Origin of the sequence: Nostoc sp. UHCC 0251, assembly GCF_034932245.1 — a bacterium.
In the GTDB taxonomy this organism is placed as follows: Bacteria; Cyanobacteriota; Cyanobacteriia; order Cyanobacteriales; family Nostocaceae; genus Nostoc.
Window position 1 is genome coordinate 1 of sequence record NZ_JAYGHD010000041.1, and the last position, 17,685, is coordinate 17,685.

Sequence of the window (17,685 nt, forward strand, 5' to 3'; positions counted from 1 at the left end):
TTGGGCATGGGGCATTGGGCATTGGGCATTGGGCATTGGGCATTGGGCATGGGGCATGGGGCATGGGGCATTGGGCGTTATTCTCCTTGTCTCCCTCATCTCCCTCTGCTCCCCCTGCCTCCCCTGCTCCCTCATCTCCCTCATCTCCCTCATCTCCCATCTTCAACTAAAGCTTCCGACTACCCACTTGTTCCGGTGCAGGAGTGATGGCAGCGCCATTAGTTAGGTTGAGAATACCGGAAACAACAATTTTGTCCCCAGCTTTTAGTCCTTCGATAACTTGATAATTATTCCCCTCAATAACTCCCAATTTCACAGGTTTTTGTTGAGCTACTAGGTTAGGCGCTCCAGGTTTAGGTTTTTCTGCTGGCGCTTGAGCGACAAACACAAAAGTTTCCCCACCCAGGCGAGATATTGCTGTAACTGGAATTAAAATTCCTGGACGTTCGTTCCAAATCACTTTGGTTTGCACTGTCTGGCGATTGACCAATTGATTTCTAGAATTACCAAAGTTGGCTTTAACTAAAACTGTCTGCGAATCTGAACTTGCATTTGGAGAGATGAAACTCACCTTACCCCTTGCCGTGGGTTGACCTTGGGCGTTCAGCATTTGCACTGGTAATCCCAAGCGTAGCTTTTTAGCTTCTTCTAGAGGAACAGAAATATTCAGTTCTAAAGAGTCGTTTCTAGTCAGTGTAGTTAGCTGGTCTGCTCTTTCCACATAATCTCCCACCTTTGCTGGAATATCACCAACAATGCCAGTGAAAGGAGCTAGAACTTTTGTGTATTGCAGTTGGACTTGAGCCGCTTGGACTTGGGCTGCTGCTTGACTTACTTGCGATCGCGCTTGGGCAATTTCTTCTGGACGGGAACCATTTTCTAGTTGCCTTAAGTTTTGTTTCTGTTGCTCTAAGGCTCCAGATAGCTCATTGATACTATAATTTCTGCTTTGGCGGAGTTGGTCTAGGCGTTTTTGGGCTACGACAAGAGCAGCTTCAGCACTTTGCTGTTCTTTGACATATCCTTCTAAGGTATCTTGAGAAACTGCGCCCTCTTTTCTCAATTGTGCATAGCGCTTGGCTCGTGATTGTGCTAATTCCACATCAGATTTAGCTGATTGAATTTGAGCCTCAGCCTGAGCAATTTCTTGTGGTTGCGATCCTGATTGGGCATCTCGAAGACGAGCTTGAGCTTGGGTTAACTGCGCTCTAGCTTGGGCAACTTCTTCTTGTCGCGTACCTGCTTGCAATTCAGCAAGACGTGCTTGAGCTTGTGCTAGTCCAGCTTTTGCTTGTAGTAATTGTGCTTGAACACTATCACTTTCCAGGCTAATAATAATTTGCCCTTGTTGAACACGGTTGCCCTCTTGAATGAAAATCTGGGTAACTCGTCCGTCAACCTGTGGTCTGATGATTGCCGAACGTGGAGCCTCTAAGGTGCCAATAAACTCCGAACTTTCCTGGACAGTTTCAGTTTGCACAGTTGCTAACTTGACGGGGATTGCCATAGGTTGACCAGCCGCTGCCCCACCAGGTGGTGCATTGTTAGCACTACTAGTTTGCCACCAGCGCCAACCAAAACCACCACCTGCGATCAACAGGAAAATTCCCAACAGCAAAGCCCAAGGCCGTTTTTGAGGTGGTTTAGGCGATCGCTCTAGTTTTGGGGGGGACTCTTGACTAGAATCAGTGACAACAGGCTGTTCTATTTCAACGGGCAGGGGAGAATCAGGGAACTCAGAATGGGACATCTTCGGTTTCTCGTCTTGTGGATTTAGACTTGGGCAATCTACTTTTCGCTAAGAAAGAATTGTTTGAATAGTTTTTAACCCTTTTTTCTTGATGTTGGTGACAAATATATATTTGGCTATTTGGGCGATCGCTCATGTTGTCTAGCACCTGAAATGTACAAATATCGTTCAGTACATTATGGTTATTTTGTACAATTAGTTAGCTCCTATCAATTTTTTAAAGTGTAATTTATAAAACTTTTTTAGTCAGTACAAACCCAATACTTAGCTCAGGGAGAAAACACGGTTTATCTTGTTGAAAGCTATTTAGCGCAACCTATTACCTCCTACAATGGCAAAGTGCTAATACCGCGCACAAATAAATTGACCCAAGTTTTCATGTAGCATTCACGACTATACTCTAGTGTGGTGGGGATATCGCTAAAACGCAGGATACCGTGAAGCAACATACCCGCGAAACTATCTACAGATGCTTTTAAACCTATATCTGAAGACAACCTGTTCGCGCCACAATTTGCCGGTTGATCAATGTATGAGTTTTGAGTCCAGTCTTCGTGATGAGCTAAGGCTTCTACCTGTAAAGCGTAGGCGTAGCCCGCCGTTGGCGTTCGCGTTAGCGTCTCTGAAAGAGAAGCCTCTTTAAGAGTTGGCATCGCTTCGGTAATCACAGCAGCTAGTAGTTGCTCTTTGTTCTGGAAATTACAAAATAAAGTTACCTCATTGACCACAGCAACACGAGCAATTTCTCGCGTTGTACCTTCAGTTAAACCTGCTGTTGCAAACACCTTAGTTGCCGCCTTTATCAAGCACGCGCGAGTTTGTGCCGTCCTTGATGCTGAGTATTCCATAAGCGTTTGCAAGTGCTTGCTTGCATTATAACCACATAAAAGACAAGGTTAATATAAGTTACAAATGAGTTTATCGCTCTTAAGCCGTAGCGAATACTGATCTTAGGGAGGAGAAGAATATGGAGCGATGCCAACTCTTAAAGAGGATTATCTGCGACACGCTACGCGTAGTTTGCTTCTCTGTAGGAGTACGCCAACGCTATTAATTCAGCTTTATTAAGCAAGGTTGCATGTTTCATCGAATTATCCTCATCAAGAACAACGTGCAATCAATCAGTGTTCTCTAGATTCCTATTTTTTAGCAGTCTCAACTTCCTACACTTAGGTCACCCGATCGGTTGACTTTTAACTCACCCATTTGGGTGATTTAATTTTTCCTAATTATGCTTTTATCTTGGCAGTAGCTTATGTTCACTAATTAAGAGAGCATCCTAATTTTTTTTACAAAAATTAGTACAGCGCGGCGGAAATAAACCACCCATTCCAAATCAACAAAACGCTTACACTGTATTCATTTTGACTTCCGCTTTGCGGTACTAGTCTCCAGCCCTCTTCAACCATCCACAACTGATTTCTTGGAATTCAATTTTGCAAGACACCCACAGATGATTTTCGGTTAGCAACAACATGAAAAAGTAGCCCTTCATACCGATCAAGTGCTTGATCCAAAGAATAGTTCTCTTCGGCAAACTGTCTTCCTGCGTTACCTAGCCTTGTCCCTAGAGCCGGATTAGCATATAAATCATGCACCGCAGCAGCCATTGCATCAGGCGATTCTGGCTCAACAATTATCCCACCACCACTGAGTTTGATTGCTTTTGCAGCAGTACCATTAGCAGGAACTGAACCCACAATCGGGCGACCACTCGCCAAGAGTAGTGGGATTTTTGAAGGCATATTGAACGAAATCACATTGCTCTTTTGCACAATCAATCCTACATCAGATGCTGCTAGCATTTCGGGTAGTTTTTCTCGCGGCTGCAACGGTAGCAGCAAAACATTATCTGCTCCATTTAAAAGACAATATTCCTGCAACCTTTGCAATGCTATTGATTCGCCAACGATGACAAAGACAATATCCTTGATATGACGTAAGGAAGCTGCTGCTTCTATTACTGTTTCTAAACCTTGCGTTAGAGCAATGTTGCCCGAATAAAGTACTACAAATTTTCCATCAAGTTGATGGCTAGATATCCAGGAGTTCTTGTGTTTCGGTAAAGGGTGGATAAAATTTACATTCACCCAATTGGGAATACAAACAATTTTGTTAACAGGTACTCCCTTATTCACTAAATTTTCACGAAACCCATCGGCGATCACACTAATAGTGTGTGCAGTCCGATATGCAAATTTTTCTAGGGCCGCAAGAATTCGGATCATCGATTTGTTCTTCAATAACCCAATACGTACCGCAGCTTCTGGTAAAATATCTTGCACATTTAGAACTACTGGGCAGTTGTATAACCAACCAAATATTGTTGCTGGTAAAGTACCTAAAAGAGGCGGGACTGTTAATATAATCACATCAGGGCGTCCGCCTTTAAAGGCTTGGGGTAAGCTCGTAAACACAAAACTCAACTCTAGTAATAGCCGATCTACGAGATTAGGTTTAGACTTAATTCGGAGGTAACTTCGTTGAATGGTGACACCATTTGTTTGTTCAGTGACGTACCACTTACCTCGATACTCATCGTAAATTTTGCGTTCAGGATAGTTGGGCATTCCGGTAATCACCCGCACTTCATGACCTCGCTTTACTAGTCCTTCTGCCAATTCAGTCATTAATGGAGCAATTCCAATCGGCTCTGGATGATAGTTGTAGGAATATATCAGAATGTGCATGGGCTATTATTTATATATTTGGTGAAGACAGCCTGAGATAAGCGCATTTATTGCTAATTTCAGTAGGGTCTGCTACTTTAATTATTTAATTTATGATTAATTATGATTTTTTCAAATCATAATTGCGATAAGTACTGGTTAGGGATTTTATAGGTGAATTTTAACAGTTATTAATTGTTATCTATTAATTTTTTACTAGGATGAAATCCATTAACAGTGCAGTCAAAACTTACCAGGGTTAACTAATAACTTTGGACTGTTCAATTATTTAATTCTTCTAATACCAATTTAATGTGAAGTTGCATATATCTTGATCCCCCTCTAAATCCCCTTAAAAAGGGGGACTTTGATAGATGTTTTTCCGGTTCCCCCCTTATTAAGGGGGGCTAGGCTAGAGGGGATCGAATATATGCAGCTTCATAAAAAATTGACATAACATATATAGTAATAATTATTCACTTATTTAAAAGCGAATTTAATTATTAAATTTACACTTAAAGGATTGTAACATGATATTAAATATCATGCATATAACCCACATTCCGCCTTGTAAACTGGCACATGAAGTATTTTTAACCAAGTAATCAGTATTCCATTCATGGGTGAACATCCGATTTTTTTTCAGTAGCTCAAAGGCACTTAGTTTTTAACATTACTGTGTTTGAAGCTGTGACTGCAAAAAACTGCAATGCATCGCAACGTCAACTTGAAATCAACATCTTTATCTCAGCTTTATCAAAAAAGCTTCATGTTCAAAACCTTGTCCGCAAGTGGCGCGTACTCCTACGGAAAAGCAAGCTACGCGGTAGCGTTCGCACGAAAAAAAATCCTTGTATTCTCTTGGTAGGTAAAACCCCACCCCTAGTGTCGGGCTGAGTTTAATTGCGAATTGCGTTAGCGCAGCGTTAGCGAGTCTTCGAGCGTCATTGCGAATTGCGAATTGGATTTATCTCGCTTATTAGCACCACCAAACCTACGCAACACGAAAATTAGCACTGATCACTGTGGTAAGGGCGATTTTAGCGAAAATATTTTTGATTATCATCGCTCGAATACTCGTGTTTATAAGTATTCGAGCGATCGCAAACTGGTTAGGTTGGATGATAAACTTACCAGTTCCCTGAACGATTGGGGCTAGAATAGAGATTCATTAAACTAAATTTGGCAACCTCTGACTAGGAAGCCCTACTTTCTAGCAAGAGGCTTGCTTTTTCTTCAAAGTTGAGCCTACACCCAATACTCCAAATACCAGTAAACCCAGCACAGAAGCAGGTTCAGGGATTTGGTATACATGAATAGAACCAGAATTTTGATCTAATGTTATTGATGTTCCCTGTTGATCGACATCCTGACGTAAGAATAAAGAGTCGCCAACCGTTCCAGAAAAGAAGTATTCTCCGATGACTCCCGTTCCTCCTCCCACATTCAGGGAACCAAACAAGGACTGAGTGGAAGTATCAAAGTTGAAAGCGAAGAAATCAGATTCTGACACCCCAGCAGTAACGGTGTTATAAGTTCCAAGAGGATTATTAGATGGGTCTGAGAAAGAGACATTCAAGGATTGTAAAAAGTTAGTGGCTCCACTACCACTTTCTGAAATAATTGTAGGTGCTGTAGTCTCGTCGTAGCTGAATGAACCTGATGCTGAATAACCAGCATTACCTAGCCAGTCAAATTTGAAATCAATAGCTTGAGCCGGATTGTTAGCACCAGCAGCGATCGCAACAGTCAAAGCAGCACTGGTTGCTGTCATTGTGGCGATTTTGGCGAAAATATTTTTCATTATCATAACTCCAAAGTTAATTGAAATGATGCAGATATCAATGCATCAAACAACCTAACTTTATGATGGAAATATGTATAAGTAAATACTGCATTAAACAGTACTAGCAAATGTAATAAATCAATGAAGTAAAACTCTTTTTTGATTAAGTTTTGGAAAAACGCCACGTCTATCTAAGCATATCTAAGCAAACCTAAACACTCTTGCTCTCATTCCCTCCTTTTTAAGGCTACGGTGGTATACACAAGTCGAAAAAAGCTCGATTTCCCATTGTTATTTCGTTCCCATCAGAGTATGGGAACGAAGAAATAAGAATTCATTAAACTAAAATTGGCAACCTCTAACTAGGAAGCCCTACTTTCTAGCAAGAGGCTTGCTTTTTCTTCAAAGTTGAGCCTACACCCAATACTCCAAATACCAGTAAACCCAGCACAGAAGCAGGTTCAGGGATTTGGTATACATGAATAGAACCAGAATTTTGATCTAATGTTATTGATGTTCCCTGTTGATCGACATCCTGACGTAAGAATAAAGAGTCGCCAACCGTTCCAGAAAAGAAGTATTCTCCGATGACTCCCGTTCCTCCTCCCACATTCAGGGAACCAAACAAGGACTGAGTGGAAGTATCAAAGTTGAAAGCGAAGAAATCAGATTCTGACACCCCAGCAGTAACGGTGTTATAAGTTCCAAGAGGATTATTAGATGGGTCTGAGAAAGAGACATTCAAGGATTGTAAAAAGTTAGTGGCTCCACTACCACTTTCTGAAATAATTGTAGGTGCTGTAGTCTCGTCGTAGCTGAATGAACCTGATGCTGAATAACCAGCATTACCTAGCCAGTCAAATTTGAAATCAATAGCTTGAGCCGGATTGTTAGCACCAGCAGCGATCGCAACAGTCAAAGCAGCACTGGTTGCTGTCATTGTGGCGATTTTGGCGAAAATATTTTTCATTATCATAACTCCAAAGTTAATTGAAATGATGCAGATATCAATGCATCAAGCAAGACTAACTTTATGATGGAAATATGTATAAGTAAATACTGCATTAAACAGCACTAGCAAATGTAATAGATCAATGAAGAAAAATTCTTTTTTGATGAAGTTTTGGAAAAAATGCTACGTCTATCTAAGAGGATGTTTGAAAAGTCCTCTTGTTGGTATCAAAAGTTTTAGATCCCTCTAAATCTCCCGATAAATTGGGAGACTTTGATTCCGGTTTCACCCTTAAAAAGCTACGGTGTATACACAAGTCACCAGTTTTATCCCAAGCGTATTGGGATAAGCCAGAAACCCCTCATGTAGAGACGCGATTTATCGCGTCTAAAAAACTGACACGTCAGAGAGACAAGGGTAAATCGCCGTCTCTACAGATGAATGTACTCGTCAATTTCCCTCTAGTAACCTAAAAATCACGAGCGATCGCCTGATAATAACTGATAAAGTTGAGCTACGCAAAGTTGAAAACAGTGACCTATGCCTGCGTTTCTATTAGAAGTTGGTACAGAAGAATTACCTGCAAGCTTTCTCAGTGATGCCTTAATACAGTGGCAAGAGCGGATTCCCCAAAGTTTGAAAGCAAACAGCCTTCAGGGTGAAAGTATTCAGGTGTACGGTACTCCCCGGCGTTTGGCGGTATTGATTAAAGGTTTACCATCCCAGCAAGCAGACCGAGAAGAAGAAATTAAAGGGCCCCCTGCCCAAGCCGCCTTTAAAGATGGTCAACCGACTCCTGCTGCTATCGGCTTTGCCAAAAAGCAAGGTGTGGAAATAGATGCACTCTTCCTTCGCCCCACTGACAAAGGCGAATTTGTCTTTGTGCAAAAAAGAATTCCCGGCCGTCCTGTAGCGGAAATTTTAACAGAACTTGTTCCCCAGTGGATTTGGGGTTTAGAAGGTAAGCGGTTGATGCGTTGGGGAAATGGGGATGCGAGGTTTTCCCGACCAATTCGCTGGCTGGTAGCTTTGTTAGATCAAACGGTGCTACCTCTAGAATTAGTAAATGGTTCTAAAACGATTCAGAGCGATCGCATTTCTCAAGGTCATCGGGTTTTACATCCTGAACCTGTGACAATTGCTCAAGCTACTGATTATGTTACCGCCCTCAAGTCTGCATCTGTCAACGTTGACCCAGAAGAACGGGCAAATATTATCAAAGAGCAAGTAAAGGCAGTAGCAGAGAATTTAGGTGGGTATACAGTAATTTACCCCGATTTATTAGAGGAAGTAACCAACCTTGTAGAATATCCTTCTACAGTTGTCGGTAAATTTGAACCAGAATTTTTGGAATTACCAACTGAGGTAATTACTGAAGTCATGGTTACTCATCAGCGTTATTTTCCTGTATTCAAACCAGATAGTTCCCAGCAAGAATTATTGCCCAATTTCATCACCATTTCTAATGCTGATCCCAATAAATCAGATATTGTTGCCGTCGGGAATGAAAGGGTAATTCGTGCCAGATTAGCTGATGGCAGATTTTTCTACGAAGCTGATTTAACTAAACCAATAGAAAGCTTTTTACCACAATTAGAAAAAGTCACTTTCCAAGAAGAATTGGGTTCGGTGCGTACCAAGGTAGATAGAGTAGTTAAGATTGCGGAGCGAATAACCACCCAATTAGAATTAGCGGAAAATCAAAGCAAAAAAATCCAACGTGCCGCTTTATTATGTAAAGCAGATTTGGTCAGCCAAATGGTGTATGAATTCCCGGAATTGCAAGGCATTATGGGAGAAAAATATGCTTTAGCCAGTGGTGAAGATGCCGAAGTAGCAAAGGCAATTTATCAACATTATTTGCCAACAGGAGCCAGTGATAATTTCCCCGAAACCCTCACGGGTCAAATTGTCGGTTTAGCAGATAGATTAGATACTTTGGTGAGTATCTTTGGTTTAGGTTTAATTCCCTCTGGTTCCTCTGATCCTTTCGCCTTGCGTCGGGCTGCTAATGCTGTAGTTAAAGTTACTTGGTTTTATAATTTGCCGATAAACTTAGATGATTTGTTGGCGCAAATAGCGACAGATTTTGCAGCAAAATATCACAAAGATCAGGCATCATTAACCGCAGCATTACAAGAGTTCTTCTTACAACGCATCCGCACTTTACTACAAGAAGAAAAACAGATTGATTACGACTTGGTAAATGCAGTTTTGGGAGAAAATGACCCAGAATACACAGAACGGACGTTAAAAGATTTATTGGATGTCCGCGATCGCGCCTTATACTTACAACAAATCCGCAACGACAGTACCCTAGATAACATCTACGAAACCGTTAACCGTTCCACACGATTAGCCGCCCAAGGTGATTTGGATACAAAACAGCTAGAACCGACAACTGTCGTCCGTCAAGAATTATTCCAAAAGCCCTCTGAAGAAGCTTTGTATAATGCCTTAATCGAATCAGTGCCGCAAACTCAAGCAGCACAGCAGACACGGAATTATCAACTGTTAGTAGCAGCACTAGCCAAAATTGCCCCTACAGTTAGTAACTTCTTTGATGGCCCAGATAGCGTTTTAGTTATGGACTCCGATCCAGAAATCAAACGTAATCGATTACACTTACTTGGATTAGTTCGCAATCATGCCCGTGTTTTAGCTGACTTTGGTGCGATCGTCAAAAATCTGTAGCGTAGGTCAACAAAAAGTTGTGTAATTTTTGCCAATAAACGCTACTATAGGGAGTGCTTAACCAGGGACACTCTGCTGCAATCTATGTCCAGAGCTACTGTAATTGGATTGGGAAAGTCCGGTGTTGCTGCGGCGAGATTGTTGAAACGGGAAGGTTGGGAGGTGGAGCTAAGTGATAGCAACACCTCCGAAACCCTCCTACAACAACAACAAGAACTCGCTGCCGATCAAATAACCGTGAAACTAGGCCAATCCCTAGAATTGAATGGTGCTAATTTACCCAAATTAATAGTCGTTAGTCCTGGCGTGCCTTGGGATATTCCCGTATTAATCAAGGCACGCCAATTAGGTATTGAAACGATTGGCGAAATGGAACTCGCTTGGCGAAATTTGCGATCGCTACCTTGGGTAGGAATTACTGGCACTAACGGCAAAACTACTACCACAGCTTTAATTGCTGCCATTTTCCAAGCAGCGGGTTTAAATGCACCTGCCTGCGGTAATATTGGCTACGCCGCTTGTGATGTTGCCCTATCTAATAGGGGACAGGGGACAGGGGATAGGGGACAGGGGGATAGGGAAAAAGATAAGGTAACTCTAATCCAAAATCCAAAATCTAAAATCCAAAATTCTATTGATTGGGTGATTGCGGAAATTAGCAGCTATCAAGTAGAATCATCGAGTTCTCTTGCACCCCGTATCGGTGTTTGGACGACTTTCACACCGGATCATCTTAGTCGCCATAAGACTTTGGAGAATTATTACAATATCAAAGCCAAGCTATTGCATCAATCCGAGTTACAAGTGTTCAATGGCGATGATCCCTACTTGAGACAGCAAGGTTTAAGTGCTTGGCCTGATGCCTACTGGACAAGTGTCAAAGGAAAAGATTTCCTGATTAGCGAAAAAGGCTTTTACATCGAGGACGACTGGGTTGTGGAAAAATTGACTGCAACCTCAGCACCAGAACCGATTGTGAAAGTATCGACTTTGCGGATGGTGGGAGAACATAATCAGCAAAATCTCTTGATGGCAGTAGCAACGGCACGATTAGCGGGAATTAATCGTGATGCGATCGCGCGTGCTATTGTTGAATTCCCCGGCGTTGCTCATCGTTTGGAGCATATCTGCACTTGGGAAGATATTGAATTCATTAACGACAGCAAAGCCACCAACTACGATGCTGCTGAAGTTGGTTTAGCATCTGTAAAAAGTCCAGCGATTTTAATTGCTGGTGGAGAAGCCAAAGCAGGAGATGATACTGGCTGGCTAGCACAAATACAAACCAAAGCTGCTGCTGTGTTATTGATTGGTTCTGCTGCACCCACATTTGCCCAACGTCTCCAAGAGGTGGGGTACTATTCTTACCATATTGTGGAAACTATGGAAAGGGCAGTTCCCAAAGCGGCGGAATTAGCCAAGGAGTATCAAGCGCCTGTAGTGTTGCTATCTCCGGCTTGTGCGAGTTTCGATCAGTACCCGAATTTTGAGGTGCGGGGCGATCATTTCCGTCAGTTGTGCCTTGCTTGGGCGGAAGCTGAGAAGCTTCAATACAACTCGATTCTTTCATCTTCTCTACCTTAATTCATTTACTGTGTGACTTGCTGCTACACAGTGAATGAATTATGTAACCTAAAAGTGCGGTGCGATCGCATTTTACATAGACTTAAATATTTTAGAAGGATTGTTTAGAGCTAATTTAGTGGTTTCCTATAATTATGTTTTGCTGTAGTTTGCAACTTCAACCTCATGAGCGATACTTGTAGGTTTAGGAATAGGTAAACCATCTTCTAGCATTCCTTCTATATGAAATTCAATAGCTTCTGCAATCATCTGCTTGACTTCTTCTAAGGTTGCACCTGTAGTTACACAACCGGGTAAATCAGGCACATAAGCAGAGTAATTACTATCCGTTTTTTCAATCACCACTACGTAATGCATTGCCGTTCTCCTTATAATTGTGCTTGCCTCCAAATACTACTGAGAGTACCAGGGGCTAAGTCGTCAGACAATTTACCTGGAACTGTAACTAAACCTGGTTTATCAGGATGCTTGAACTGTCGATGACTACCTTTAGTTCTATCAAGATACCAACCATCAGCTTCCACTCGCTTGATTACATCACGTACTTTCATGTTACTACTTATCTCTACAGGGAAAATTTCTGTTACAGATAGAGTGCCTTATTGAAAAAGCAAAGTAAACACAATTATGTCGCAATTCTGTCCGTCATTTTGTCATGGGTTTTGGCATTGGTAAGTAGATGGACAAAAATATTTCTCATCAATCGAGTGGCTCAAAATGAAATGCTAAAGTTAATAATCAAGCTTTTGCAGAGCTACATTCCCTCTCTCACAGATAAAATTTATATATGAACGCTACACAAGAAAAACTAAAAGTTCAGCTTGAGCAGGCATTAGTCGCGGCCTTTGGCGCTGACTTCGCTGGAGTAGATCCAATTTTGGTTTCTGCTAGCAATCCTAAATTTGGTGATTATCAGGCGAATGTGGCTTTATCCTTGAGTAAAAAGTTAGGAAAGCAACCAAGAGCGATCGCGGGTGCGATCGTTGAGAAACTAGATGTATCCGAAATCTGCGAACCGCCAGAAATCGCTGGGCCAGGATTTATCAATCTGAAACTGAAAACGGCATACTTAGAAGCACAACTGAACGATATACAAGCTGATCCCAGATTGGGAGTTCCAGCCGCGAAAACGCCAAGAAAAGAAATTGTGGATTTTTCCAGTCCGAATATTGCCAAAGAAATGCACGTCGGACACTTGCGTTCTACGATTATTGGTGATTCCATCGCCCGGATTTTAGAATTTCAAAAACACGATGTTTTGCGGTTAAATCATGTGGGTGATTGGGGTACGCAGTTTGGAATGTTAATCGCCTATCTGCGGGAAGTCTACCCAGACGCGCTTACCACCGCTAATGCTTTAGATATTGGTGATTTAGTCTCTTTTTACCGCAAAGCTAAACAACGGTTTGATACAGATACAGCTTTTCAAGAAACAGCGCGGCAAGAAGTCGTCAGATTACAAGCAGGCGCAGAAGATACACTCCATGCTTGGAAACTGCTGTGTGAACAATCACGGCGGGAGTTTCAAGTAATTTATGACTTGTTGGATGTTCAGCTAATTGAACGTGGGGAATCTTTTTATAACCCTTTACTATCTGGCGTTGTGGAAGATTTAGAAAAATCGGGGTTACTGGTAGAAAACCAGGGGGCAAAATGCGTTTTTCTGGAAGGGTTTACAAATAGAGAAGGTGAACCTTTACCTTTAATTGTGCAGAAATCAGATGGCGGCTATAACTACGCCACAACAGATTTAGCATCCCTCCGCTACCGGATTCAAAAGGATCAAGCAAAGCGGATAGTTTATGTAACAGACGCTGGACAAGGAAACCACTTTGCTCAATTTTTCCAAGTAGCACGCAAAGCTGGATGGATTCCCGATGATGTGGAATTAGTGCATGTACCCTTTGGGTTGGTGTTAGGAGAGGATGGTAAAAAGTTCAAAACTCGTTCTGGGGATACTGTGCGGTTGCGCGATTTATTAGATGAAGCTGTTTCTCGTGCCCATGCTGACCTAAAAACTAGGTTACAAGAAGAAGAGCGCCAAGAAACGGAAGAATTCATTAATGAAGTTGCTAGAGTAGTTGGGATTAGTGCAGTTAAATATGCAGACTTAAGCCAAAACCGCACCAGTAATTACATTTTTAGCTACGACAAAATGCTGGATTTCAAAGGTAATACTGCACCCTATATGCTGTATGCTTATGCGCGGATTCAGGGCATTAGCCGCAAGGGTGATATTAACTTTAAGGAGTTGGGAAACAATGCTGTTTTGTTACAGCATGAAACAGAATTAGCTCTAGCAAAATATTTACTTCAACTGGATGAAGTTATTAGTAGTGTAGAGCAAGATTTGTTGCCCAATCGTTTATGTGAGTATTTGTATGAACTGAGTAAAAAGTTTAATCAGTTTTACGATCGCAATCAGGGAGTTCAGGTGTTGGAGGCGGAGGAACCGCAGAGGACATCACGCTTGGTTTTATGTGATTTGACTGCTAGAACTCTGAAGCTGGGATTGGAGTTGTTGGGAATTGAGGTATTGGAGAGGATGTAATTTTTTTAACGCAAAGGAACGCTGAGGTAGCGCAAAGGTACGCAGAGTAAGAGTTAAACTGATTTTTTCTTTGTGTACTTTGCGGTTTTTTAATCAGAATTGCTGGACTTGGAGGCGATCGCAAATGGTACGGACACCATCAAAAAACATAACTTTGGCAGAGTTTCTAATGTTACCAGAAACGAAACCCGCTAGTGAATACATTGATGGTCAAATTATTCAAAAACCTATGCCGCAGGGAAAGCACAGTACAATCCGAGGTGAAATGATTAGCACCATTAGCTCAATAGTCAAGCCTAAACGAATTGCTCGTGCTTTTCCAGAACTGCGGTGTACTTTTGGTGGAAGGTCAATAGTACCAGATGTTTCTGTGTTTACTTGGCAAAAAATTCCTCGTGATGAAAATGGTCAAGTTGCCAATGTATTCCAAGCAGCTCCCGATTGGACTATCGAGATTCTATCACCTGACCAAAGACAAACGAAAGTTACAAAGAATATTCTGCATTGCCTGAATTATGAAACACAAATGGGTTGGCTGATTGATCCAGAAGAACAAACGGTATTTGTGTACATCCGCAATCAACAGCCAGTCATGTTGGATGAACTAGAAGCTTTACTCCCTGTGCCAGATTTCGCAAGTGAGTTGAGGCTGACAGTAGGAGATTTATTTGGTTGGCTGTTGGAGTAAACCAAATCCTGACGAATTGAATAAGGAAATACACTAAGTGCAACAGGTTTTATGGGTAGGAATCGGTTGTAAACGAGGAACCTCATGGCAGTTGATCGATCAAGCAATTGAGCAAGTCTTTCGAGAAAATCAACTTTTTCAAAGTGCGATCGCAGGGATTGCTACCATTGACACTAAAGCCTTGGAAGTTGGTTTAATAGAACTTTGTCGTCTACGCAATCTACCCCTAAAAACCTTTGCTGCGGAAATCCTTTGCTCTGTGCGTGTCCCCAACCCTGCCACAATTCCCGATCACAAAGTAGGTACACCTAGCGTAGCAGAGGCGGCTGCTATTCTTGCAGCTAATCTAACTGCTTCCCCTTTTAGTAGCACAGAAGCATGGGGAGTGAAACTCTTAGTTCCCAAACAGATTTTCAAGCTAGAAGGGCAACCAGGAGCGGTAACGCTAGCTGTTGCCCAAGCCTCAAATATGAGTATTACAATTGACTAATTTTTCTAGTCAACAACTCTCAAAAAATAGTTAATTATGCTAGAAACGACAGCTAGCACAATTGAACCTAACAAAGCAGGTAAAAAGCCCCGAATCTCAAAACCAGAACCAGGAGTTAAGGCACTTGCTAACCAAAGGGTTAAAGCGTTGATCACAAATGTAAATAAACCAAAGGTGAGTAAGGTAATAGGAAATGTCAAAAGACGCAAAATTGGTCTGATAAAGGCATTAACTAGCCCGATAACTAGTGCGGCAACAAGGGCTACAACAAAGTTATTGACAACGAAACCATCAACGATTCTAGAAGTAATTAATAACGCTACCGCAGTACCAAGCCATGTTAATAAAAAGTGTTGCATAAGTTTTTTTAGAAGAATTAGAATTCAGAGGGTGTAGGGGATAGGGGGTAGGGTGTAGGGGACCCACGTTTAAAAACGTGAGATTGAAACAATGACGCAATGCAAGTTGCGCTTCGCGTCTCAATACAATTCTTTTTTTAAACTGAGCTTTAGACCCAGAACTAAAGTTTTTTATTTCTATACCCCACACCCTAAACCCCACACCCCACACCCTTTTCTTTGTAAGTTTAATTAATTTCACTGTTACCAGTTGTGATCTGTAACACTATCAGGTACTTTTGTGCTTGACTCCTAAAGTTACCATTATCTTTTGTCAGTCTAAAAGCAATGTAATTTTTTTGTTCTGGCATATAGATACTTCTCATCGATATATCTTTATCGTATTGCAGGATGTACCGAATTAAATTCATAAAAAATTCTGTGAAGCAAAAAGCCCTAAGGGAATGAAGCAGCCCTGCTTTTTGAGGGGATATACATAAAACCCTGTTTTCAGGCTGATGTCATCAAATAGATGTAACGGTAGTTAAATAATTAATGCAATATATCAGGAAAATCCCAATCAAGAGATTGAAATGGGAACCCTAACCCTATCCGCCCGAAAACTATGTAGTGATGAATCAAATAAGCAGCGATCGCTCCATTTTATTTGAACCCAATCCTCAACGCAGTGATGACTTTAGTTTGTCACAGATAGTACAGATAGTTGGTCTGATTGCTGATACATTCGGCATTCACATCCAACCACAGTATCAAGATACATTCAAGAAAAATCTTTTAACTCGCATCCGGGCGCTGGGATTATCGTCACTCAATGATTACTATCATCTCTTGGTGGCAACAAATCAATTAATTCCCAGTGCGACAGAGTGGCAAGAACTAATCTCTTTACTCACTGTCACTGAAACTTATTTTTTTCGGGATCAGGGGCAGATGTCCCTGCTCAAAAATCAGTTGCTCCCAGAGTTGATCGAGCGCAAACGAGAGCTTAGTTTAACTCACTGCAACCCAGACAATGGAAAATTTGATCGGCCGACATTACGGCTTTGGAGTGCCGGGTGTTCGACCGGTGAAGAAGCTTACTCACTTGCCATTCTGGTGAAGGAACTGATCCCCGACAATCAGGCGTGGGACATTCTAATTTTAGGCACAGATATTAATCAACCCGCGATCGCCCTGGCTCAACAAGGAATTTACAGCGATTGGTCTTTTCGGACAAGCACTCCAGAGATCAAAAGTCGCTACTTTCAATCGCACAAAAAAGGTTGGAAAATCGATCCTGCTATTCGAGCAATGGTGACATTTCAACCTGGAAATCTGATGCAGGATAGCTATCCCACTTACGCATCCAGCCTTCACGATTTCGATTTGATTCTTTGCCGCAATGTGTTTATTTATTTTGACTTCAACGCGATCGCACAAGTTATAAACAAGTTTTACTACTCTCTGGCACCGGGAGGGTTTCTCCTGACAGGTCATACAGAATTACACGGACAAAAAACTGAACCGTTTGAAGTCAAAAATTTTCCGCAATCTGCGGCTTATCACAGGTGTGGCCAACTCTGCGAGAAAATCCAAGACCTACATCCCCTAATCCCTACTCCCAAATTTGAGAGTAGGAAAACCGAAATTTCTTACCCTGCTCTCCCAAGCTGGAGGAGCGCAAACACTCAGCAAAGCCTCTTGGATGCAGCCAAGCAATCACTAACTCAAGAAGCTTATGCCGATGTTATTCAAATAGCGAAACAACTGATTGCTCTTGTTCCCCAACACTTTCAGGCATATTGTTTGATGGCAGAAGCTTACGCGAATTTTGGCGATTACTCCCAGGCAAATCAGGCGTGTCAGCAAGCACTCCAGATCAGCCCATTGGCCATTGAACCCTATTATTTGTTGGCTCAAATTGCTGAAGAGCAAGGAGATCATCACAGCGCAAAACTATTTTTAAAACGTATTATTTATCTCACTCCCAGTTCTGTTCCTGCTCATCTGGAATTGGGTTCTATATATGAGCGAGAAGGAAATGTAAAACAGGCTCAAAAAATCTGGCGATCGCTTCTAGAAATTTTGCAAAATCTACCCCAGGAGCAAGCGATTGATTCTAATAACCAGCAAATCACTGCCGAATTAAAAGCACACGTTCTTAAGCAATTAAATTAAACCAG

General features: G+C 41.8%; 15 protein-coding genes and 1 pseudogene. 7 read left to right on the top strand and 9 right to left on the bottom strand.

The window, feature by feature from the left end; translation table 11 throughout:
• Positions 1-166: 166 nt before the first annotated feature.
• The 3 genes and pseudogenes from VB740_RS07770 to VB740_RS07780 all read right to left on the bottom strand — a co-directional run bounded on the left by VB740_RS07770 (position 167) and on the right by VB740_RS07780 (position 4,440).
• Positions 167-1,750: an efflux RND transporter periplasmic adaptor subunit gene (locus VB740_RS07770; RefSeq protein ID WP_323199470.1), complete on the bottom strand. Its 1,584-nt coding sequence runs from the start codon at positions 1,748-1,750 to the stop codon at positions 167-169.
• A 326-nt stretch (positions 1,751-2,076) separates the two neighbouring features.
• A complete protein-coding gene (locus VB740_RS07775) occupies positions 2,077-2,535 on the bottom strand; it encodes a TetR/AcrR family transcriptional regulator (protein WP_416289430.1) in 459 nt (152 codons plus the stop codon).
• Positions 2,536-3,151: 616 nt separating this feature from the next.
• Positions 3,152-4,440 (bottom strand): annotated as a pseudogene (locus VB740_RS07780) (glycosyltransferase family 4 protein).
• 940 nt (positions 4,441-5,380) lie between these two features.
• Between VB740_RS07780 and VB740_RS07785 the strand changes: the two are divergent.
• Positions 5,381-5,578 carry a hypothetical protein gene (locus VB740_RS07785; protein ID WP_323199472.1) on the top strand — a complete coding sequence of 66 codons (198 nt, stop codon included), beginning with the start codon at positions 5,381-5,383 and terminating at the stop codon, positions 5,576-5,578.
• 54 nt (positions 5,579-5,632) lie between these two features.
• Here VB740_RS07785 and VB740_RS07790 read toward each other — a convergent pair whose 3' ends face one another.
• Together VB740_RS07790 and VB740_RS07795 are read right to left on the bottom strand one after the other, a co-directional pair.
• Positions 5,633-6,223 (bottom strand): PEP-CTERM sorting domain-containing protein, encoded by a 591-nt coding sequence (locus VB740_RS07790; RefSeq protein WP_323199473.1) that lies wholly within the window; start codon positions 6,221-6,223, stop codon positions 5,633-5,635.
• Between the two features lie 361 nt (positions 6,224-6,584).
• The gene (locus VB740_RS07795; RefSeq protein ID WP_323199473.1) at positions 6,585-7,175 is read right to left on the bottom strand and encodes a PEP-CTERM sorting domain-containing protein; all 591 of its coding nucleotides are present in this window, start codon (positions 7,173-7,175) and stop codon (positions 6,585-6,587) included.
• Between the two features lie 522 nt (positions 7,176-7,697).
• Between VB740_RS07795 and glyS the strand changes: the two genes are divergently transcribed.
• Complete coding sequence (gene glyS / locus VB740_RS07800) at positions 7,698-9,851, top strand: glycine--tRNA ligase subunit beta (protein ID WP_323199474.1); 2,154 nt, start codon at positions 7,698-7,700, stop codon at positions 9,849-9,851.
• Positions 9,852-9,935: 84 nt separating this feature from the next.
• Positions 9,936-11,435, top strand: a complete 1,500-nt coding sequence (murD, locus tag VB740_RS07805; RefSeq protein WP_323199475.1) for a UDP-N-acetylmuramoyl-L-alanine--D-glutamate ligase — start codon at positions 9,936-9,938, stop codon at positions 11,433-11,435.
• Positions 11,436-11,567: 132 nt separating this feature from the next.
• Here the strand turns inward: murD and VB740_RS07810 are convergent, their stop codons facing one another.
• Together VB740_RS07810 and VB740_RS07815 are read right to left on the bottom strand one after the other, a co-directional pair.
• Positions 11,568-11,792, bottom strand: coding sequence for a type II toxin-antitoxin system HicB family antitoxin (locus VB740_RS07810; RefSeq protein ID WP_323199476.1), 225 nt, complete (start codon positions 11,790-11,792; stop codon positions 11,568-11,570).
• 11 nt (positions 11,793-11,803) lie between these two features.
• Positions 11,804-11,986: a type II toxin-antitoxin system HicA family toxin gene (locus tag VB740_RS07815; RefSeq protein ID WP_193950722.1), complete on the bottom strand. Its 183-nt coding sequence runs from the start codon at positions 11,984-11,986 to the stop codon at positions 11,804-11,806.
• A gap of 236 nt (positions 11,987-12,222) precedes the next feature.
• Here VB740_RS07815 and argS point away from each other — a divergent pair, with 236 nt between their 5' ends.
• The 3 genes from argS to VB740_RS07830 all read left to right on the top strand — a co-directional run bounded on the left by argS (position 12,223) and on the right by VB740_RS07830 (position 15,164).
• The gene (gene argS / locus VB740_RS07820) at positions 12,223-13,986 is read left to right on the top strand and encodes an arginine--tRNA ligase (RefSeq protein ID WP_323199477.1); all 1,764 of its coding nucleotides are present in this window, start codon (positions 12,223-12,225) and stop codon (positions 13,984-13,986) included.
• A 124-nt stretch (positions 13,987-14,110) separates the two neighbouring features.
• Positions 14,111-14,674 carry a Uma2 family endonuclease gene (locus VB740_RS07825; protein ID WP_323199478.1) on the top strand — a complete coding sequence of 188 codons (564 nt, stop codon included), beginning with the start codon at positions 14,111-14,113 and terminating at the stop codon, positions 14,672-14,674.
• 37 nt (positions 14,675-14,711) lie between these two features.
• Positions 14,712-15,164: a cobalamin biosynthesis protein gene (locus VB740_RS07830; RefSeq protein WP_323199479.1), complete on the top strand. Its 453-nt coding sequence runs from the start codon at positions 14,712-14,714 to the stop codon at positions 15,162-15,164.
• A 5-nt stretch (positions 15,165-15,169) separates the two neighbouring features.
• On the opposite strand, the gene VB740_RS07835 is transcribed toward VB740_RS07830, so the two are convergent.
• Together VB740_RS07835 and VB740_RS07840 are read right to left on the bottom strand one after the other, a co-directional pair.
• The gene (locus VB740_RS07835) at positions 15,170-15,523 is read right to left on the bottom strand and encodes a phage holin family protein (protein WP_323199480.1); all 354 of its coding nucleotides are present in this window, start codon (positions 15,521-15,523) and stop codon (positions 15,170-15,172) included.
• Positions 15,524-15,750: 227 nt separating this feature from the next.
• Positions 15,751-15,933 (bottom strand): hypothetical protein, encoded by a 183-nt coding sequence (locus VB740_RS07840; protein WP_323199481.1) that lies wholly within the window; start codon positions 15,931-15,933, stop codon positions 15,751-15,753.
• 202 nt (positions 15,934-16,135) lie between these two features.
• On the opposite strand from VB740_RS07840, the gene VB740_RS07845 reads away from it, so the two are divergent.
• Positions 16,136-17,680, top strand: coding sequence for a CheR family methyltransferase (locus VB740_RS07845; protein ID WP_323199482.1), 1,545 nt, complete (start codon positions 16,136-16,138; stop codon positions 17,678-17,680).
• Positions 17,681-17,685 lie beyond the last annotated feature (5 nt).

Bases quoted from the DNA above. Each gene is read 5' to 3' on its own strand.
- VB740_RS07770 (WP_323199470.1), bottom strand. From the start codon at position 1,750: ATGTCCCATTCTGAGTTCCCTGATTCTCCCCTGCCCGTTGAAATAGAA.
- argS (WP_323199477.1), top strand. From the start codon at position 12,223: ATGAACGCTACACAAGAAAAACTAAAAGTTCAGCTTGAGCAGGCATTA.
- murD (WP_323199475.1), top strand. From the start codon at position 9,936: ATGTCCAGAGCTACTGTAATTGGATTGGGAAAGTCCGGTGTTGCTGCG.
- glyS (WP_323199474.1), top strand. From the start codon at position 7,698: ATGCCTGCGTTTCTATTAGAAGTTGGTACAGAAGAATTACCTGCAAGC.
- VB740_RS07825 (WP_323199478.1), top strand. From the start codon at position 14,111: ATGGTACGGACACCATCAAAAAACATAACTTTGGCAGAGTTTCTAATG.
- VB740_RS07795 (WP_323199473.1), bottom strand. From the start codon at position 7,175: ATGAAAAATATTTTCGCCAAAATCGCCACAATGACAGCAACCAGTGCT.
- VB740_RS07810 (WP_323199476.1), bottom strand. From the start codon at position 11,792: ATGCATTACGTAGTGGTGATTGAAAAAACGGATAGTAATTACTCTGCT.
- VB740_RS07835 (WP_323199480.1), bottom strand. From the start codon at position 15,523: ATGCAACACTTTTTATTAACATGGCTTGGTACTGCGGTAGCGTTATTA.
- VB740_RS07815 (WP_193950722.1), bottom strand. From the start codon at position 11,986: ATGAAAGTACGTGATGTAATCAAGCGAGTGGAAGCTGATGGTTGGTAT.
- VB740_RS07790 (WP_323199473.1), bottom strand. From the start codon at position 6,223: ATGAAAAATATTTTCGCCAAAATCGCCACAATGACAGCAACCAGTGCT.
- VB740_RS07840 (WP_323199481.1), bottom strand. From the start codon at position 15,933: ATGAATTTAATTCGGTACATCCTGCAATACGATAAAGATATATCGATG.
- VB740_RS07845 (WP_323199482.1), top strand. From the start codon at position 16,136: ATGAATCAAATAAGCAGCGATCGCTCCATTTTATTTGAACCCAATCCT.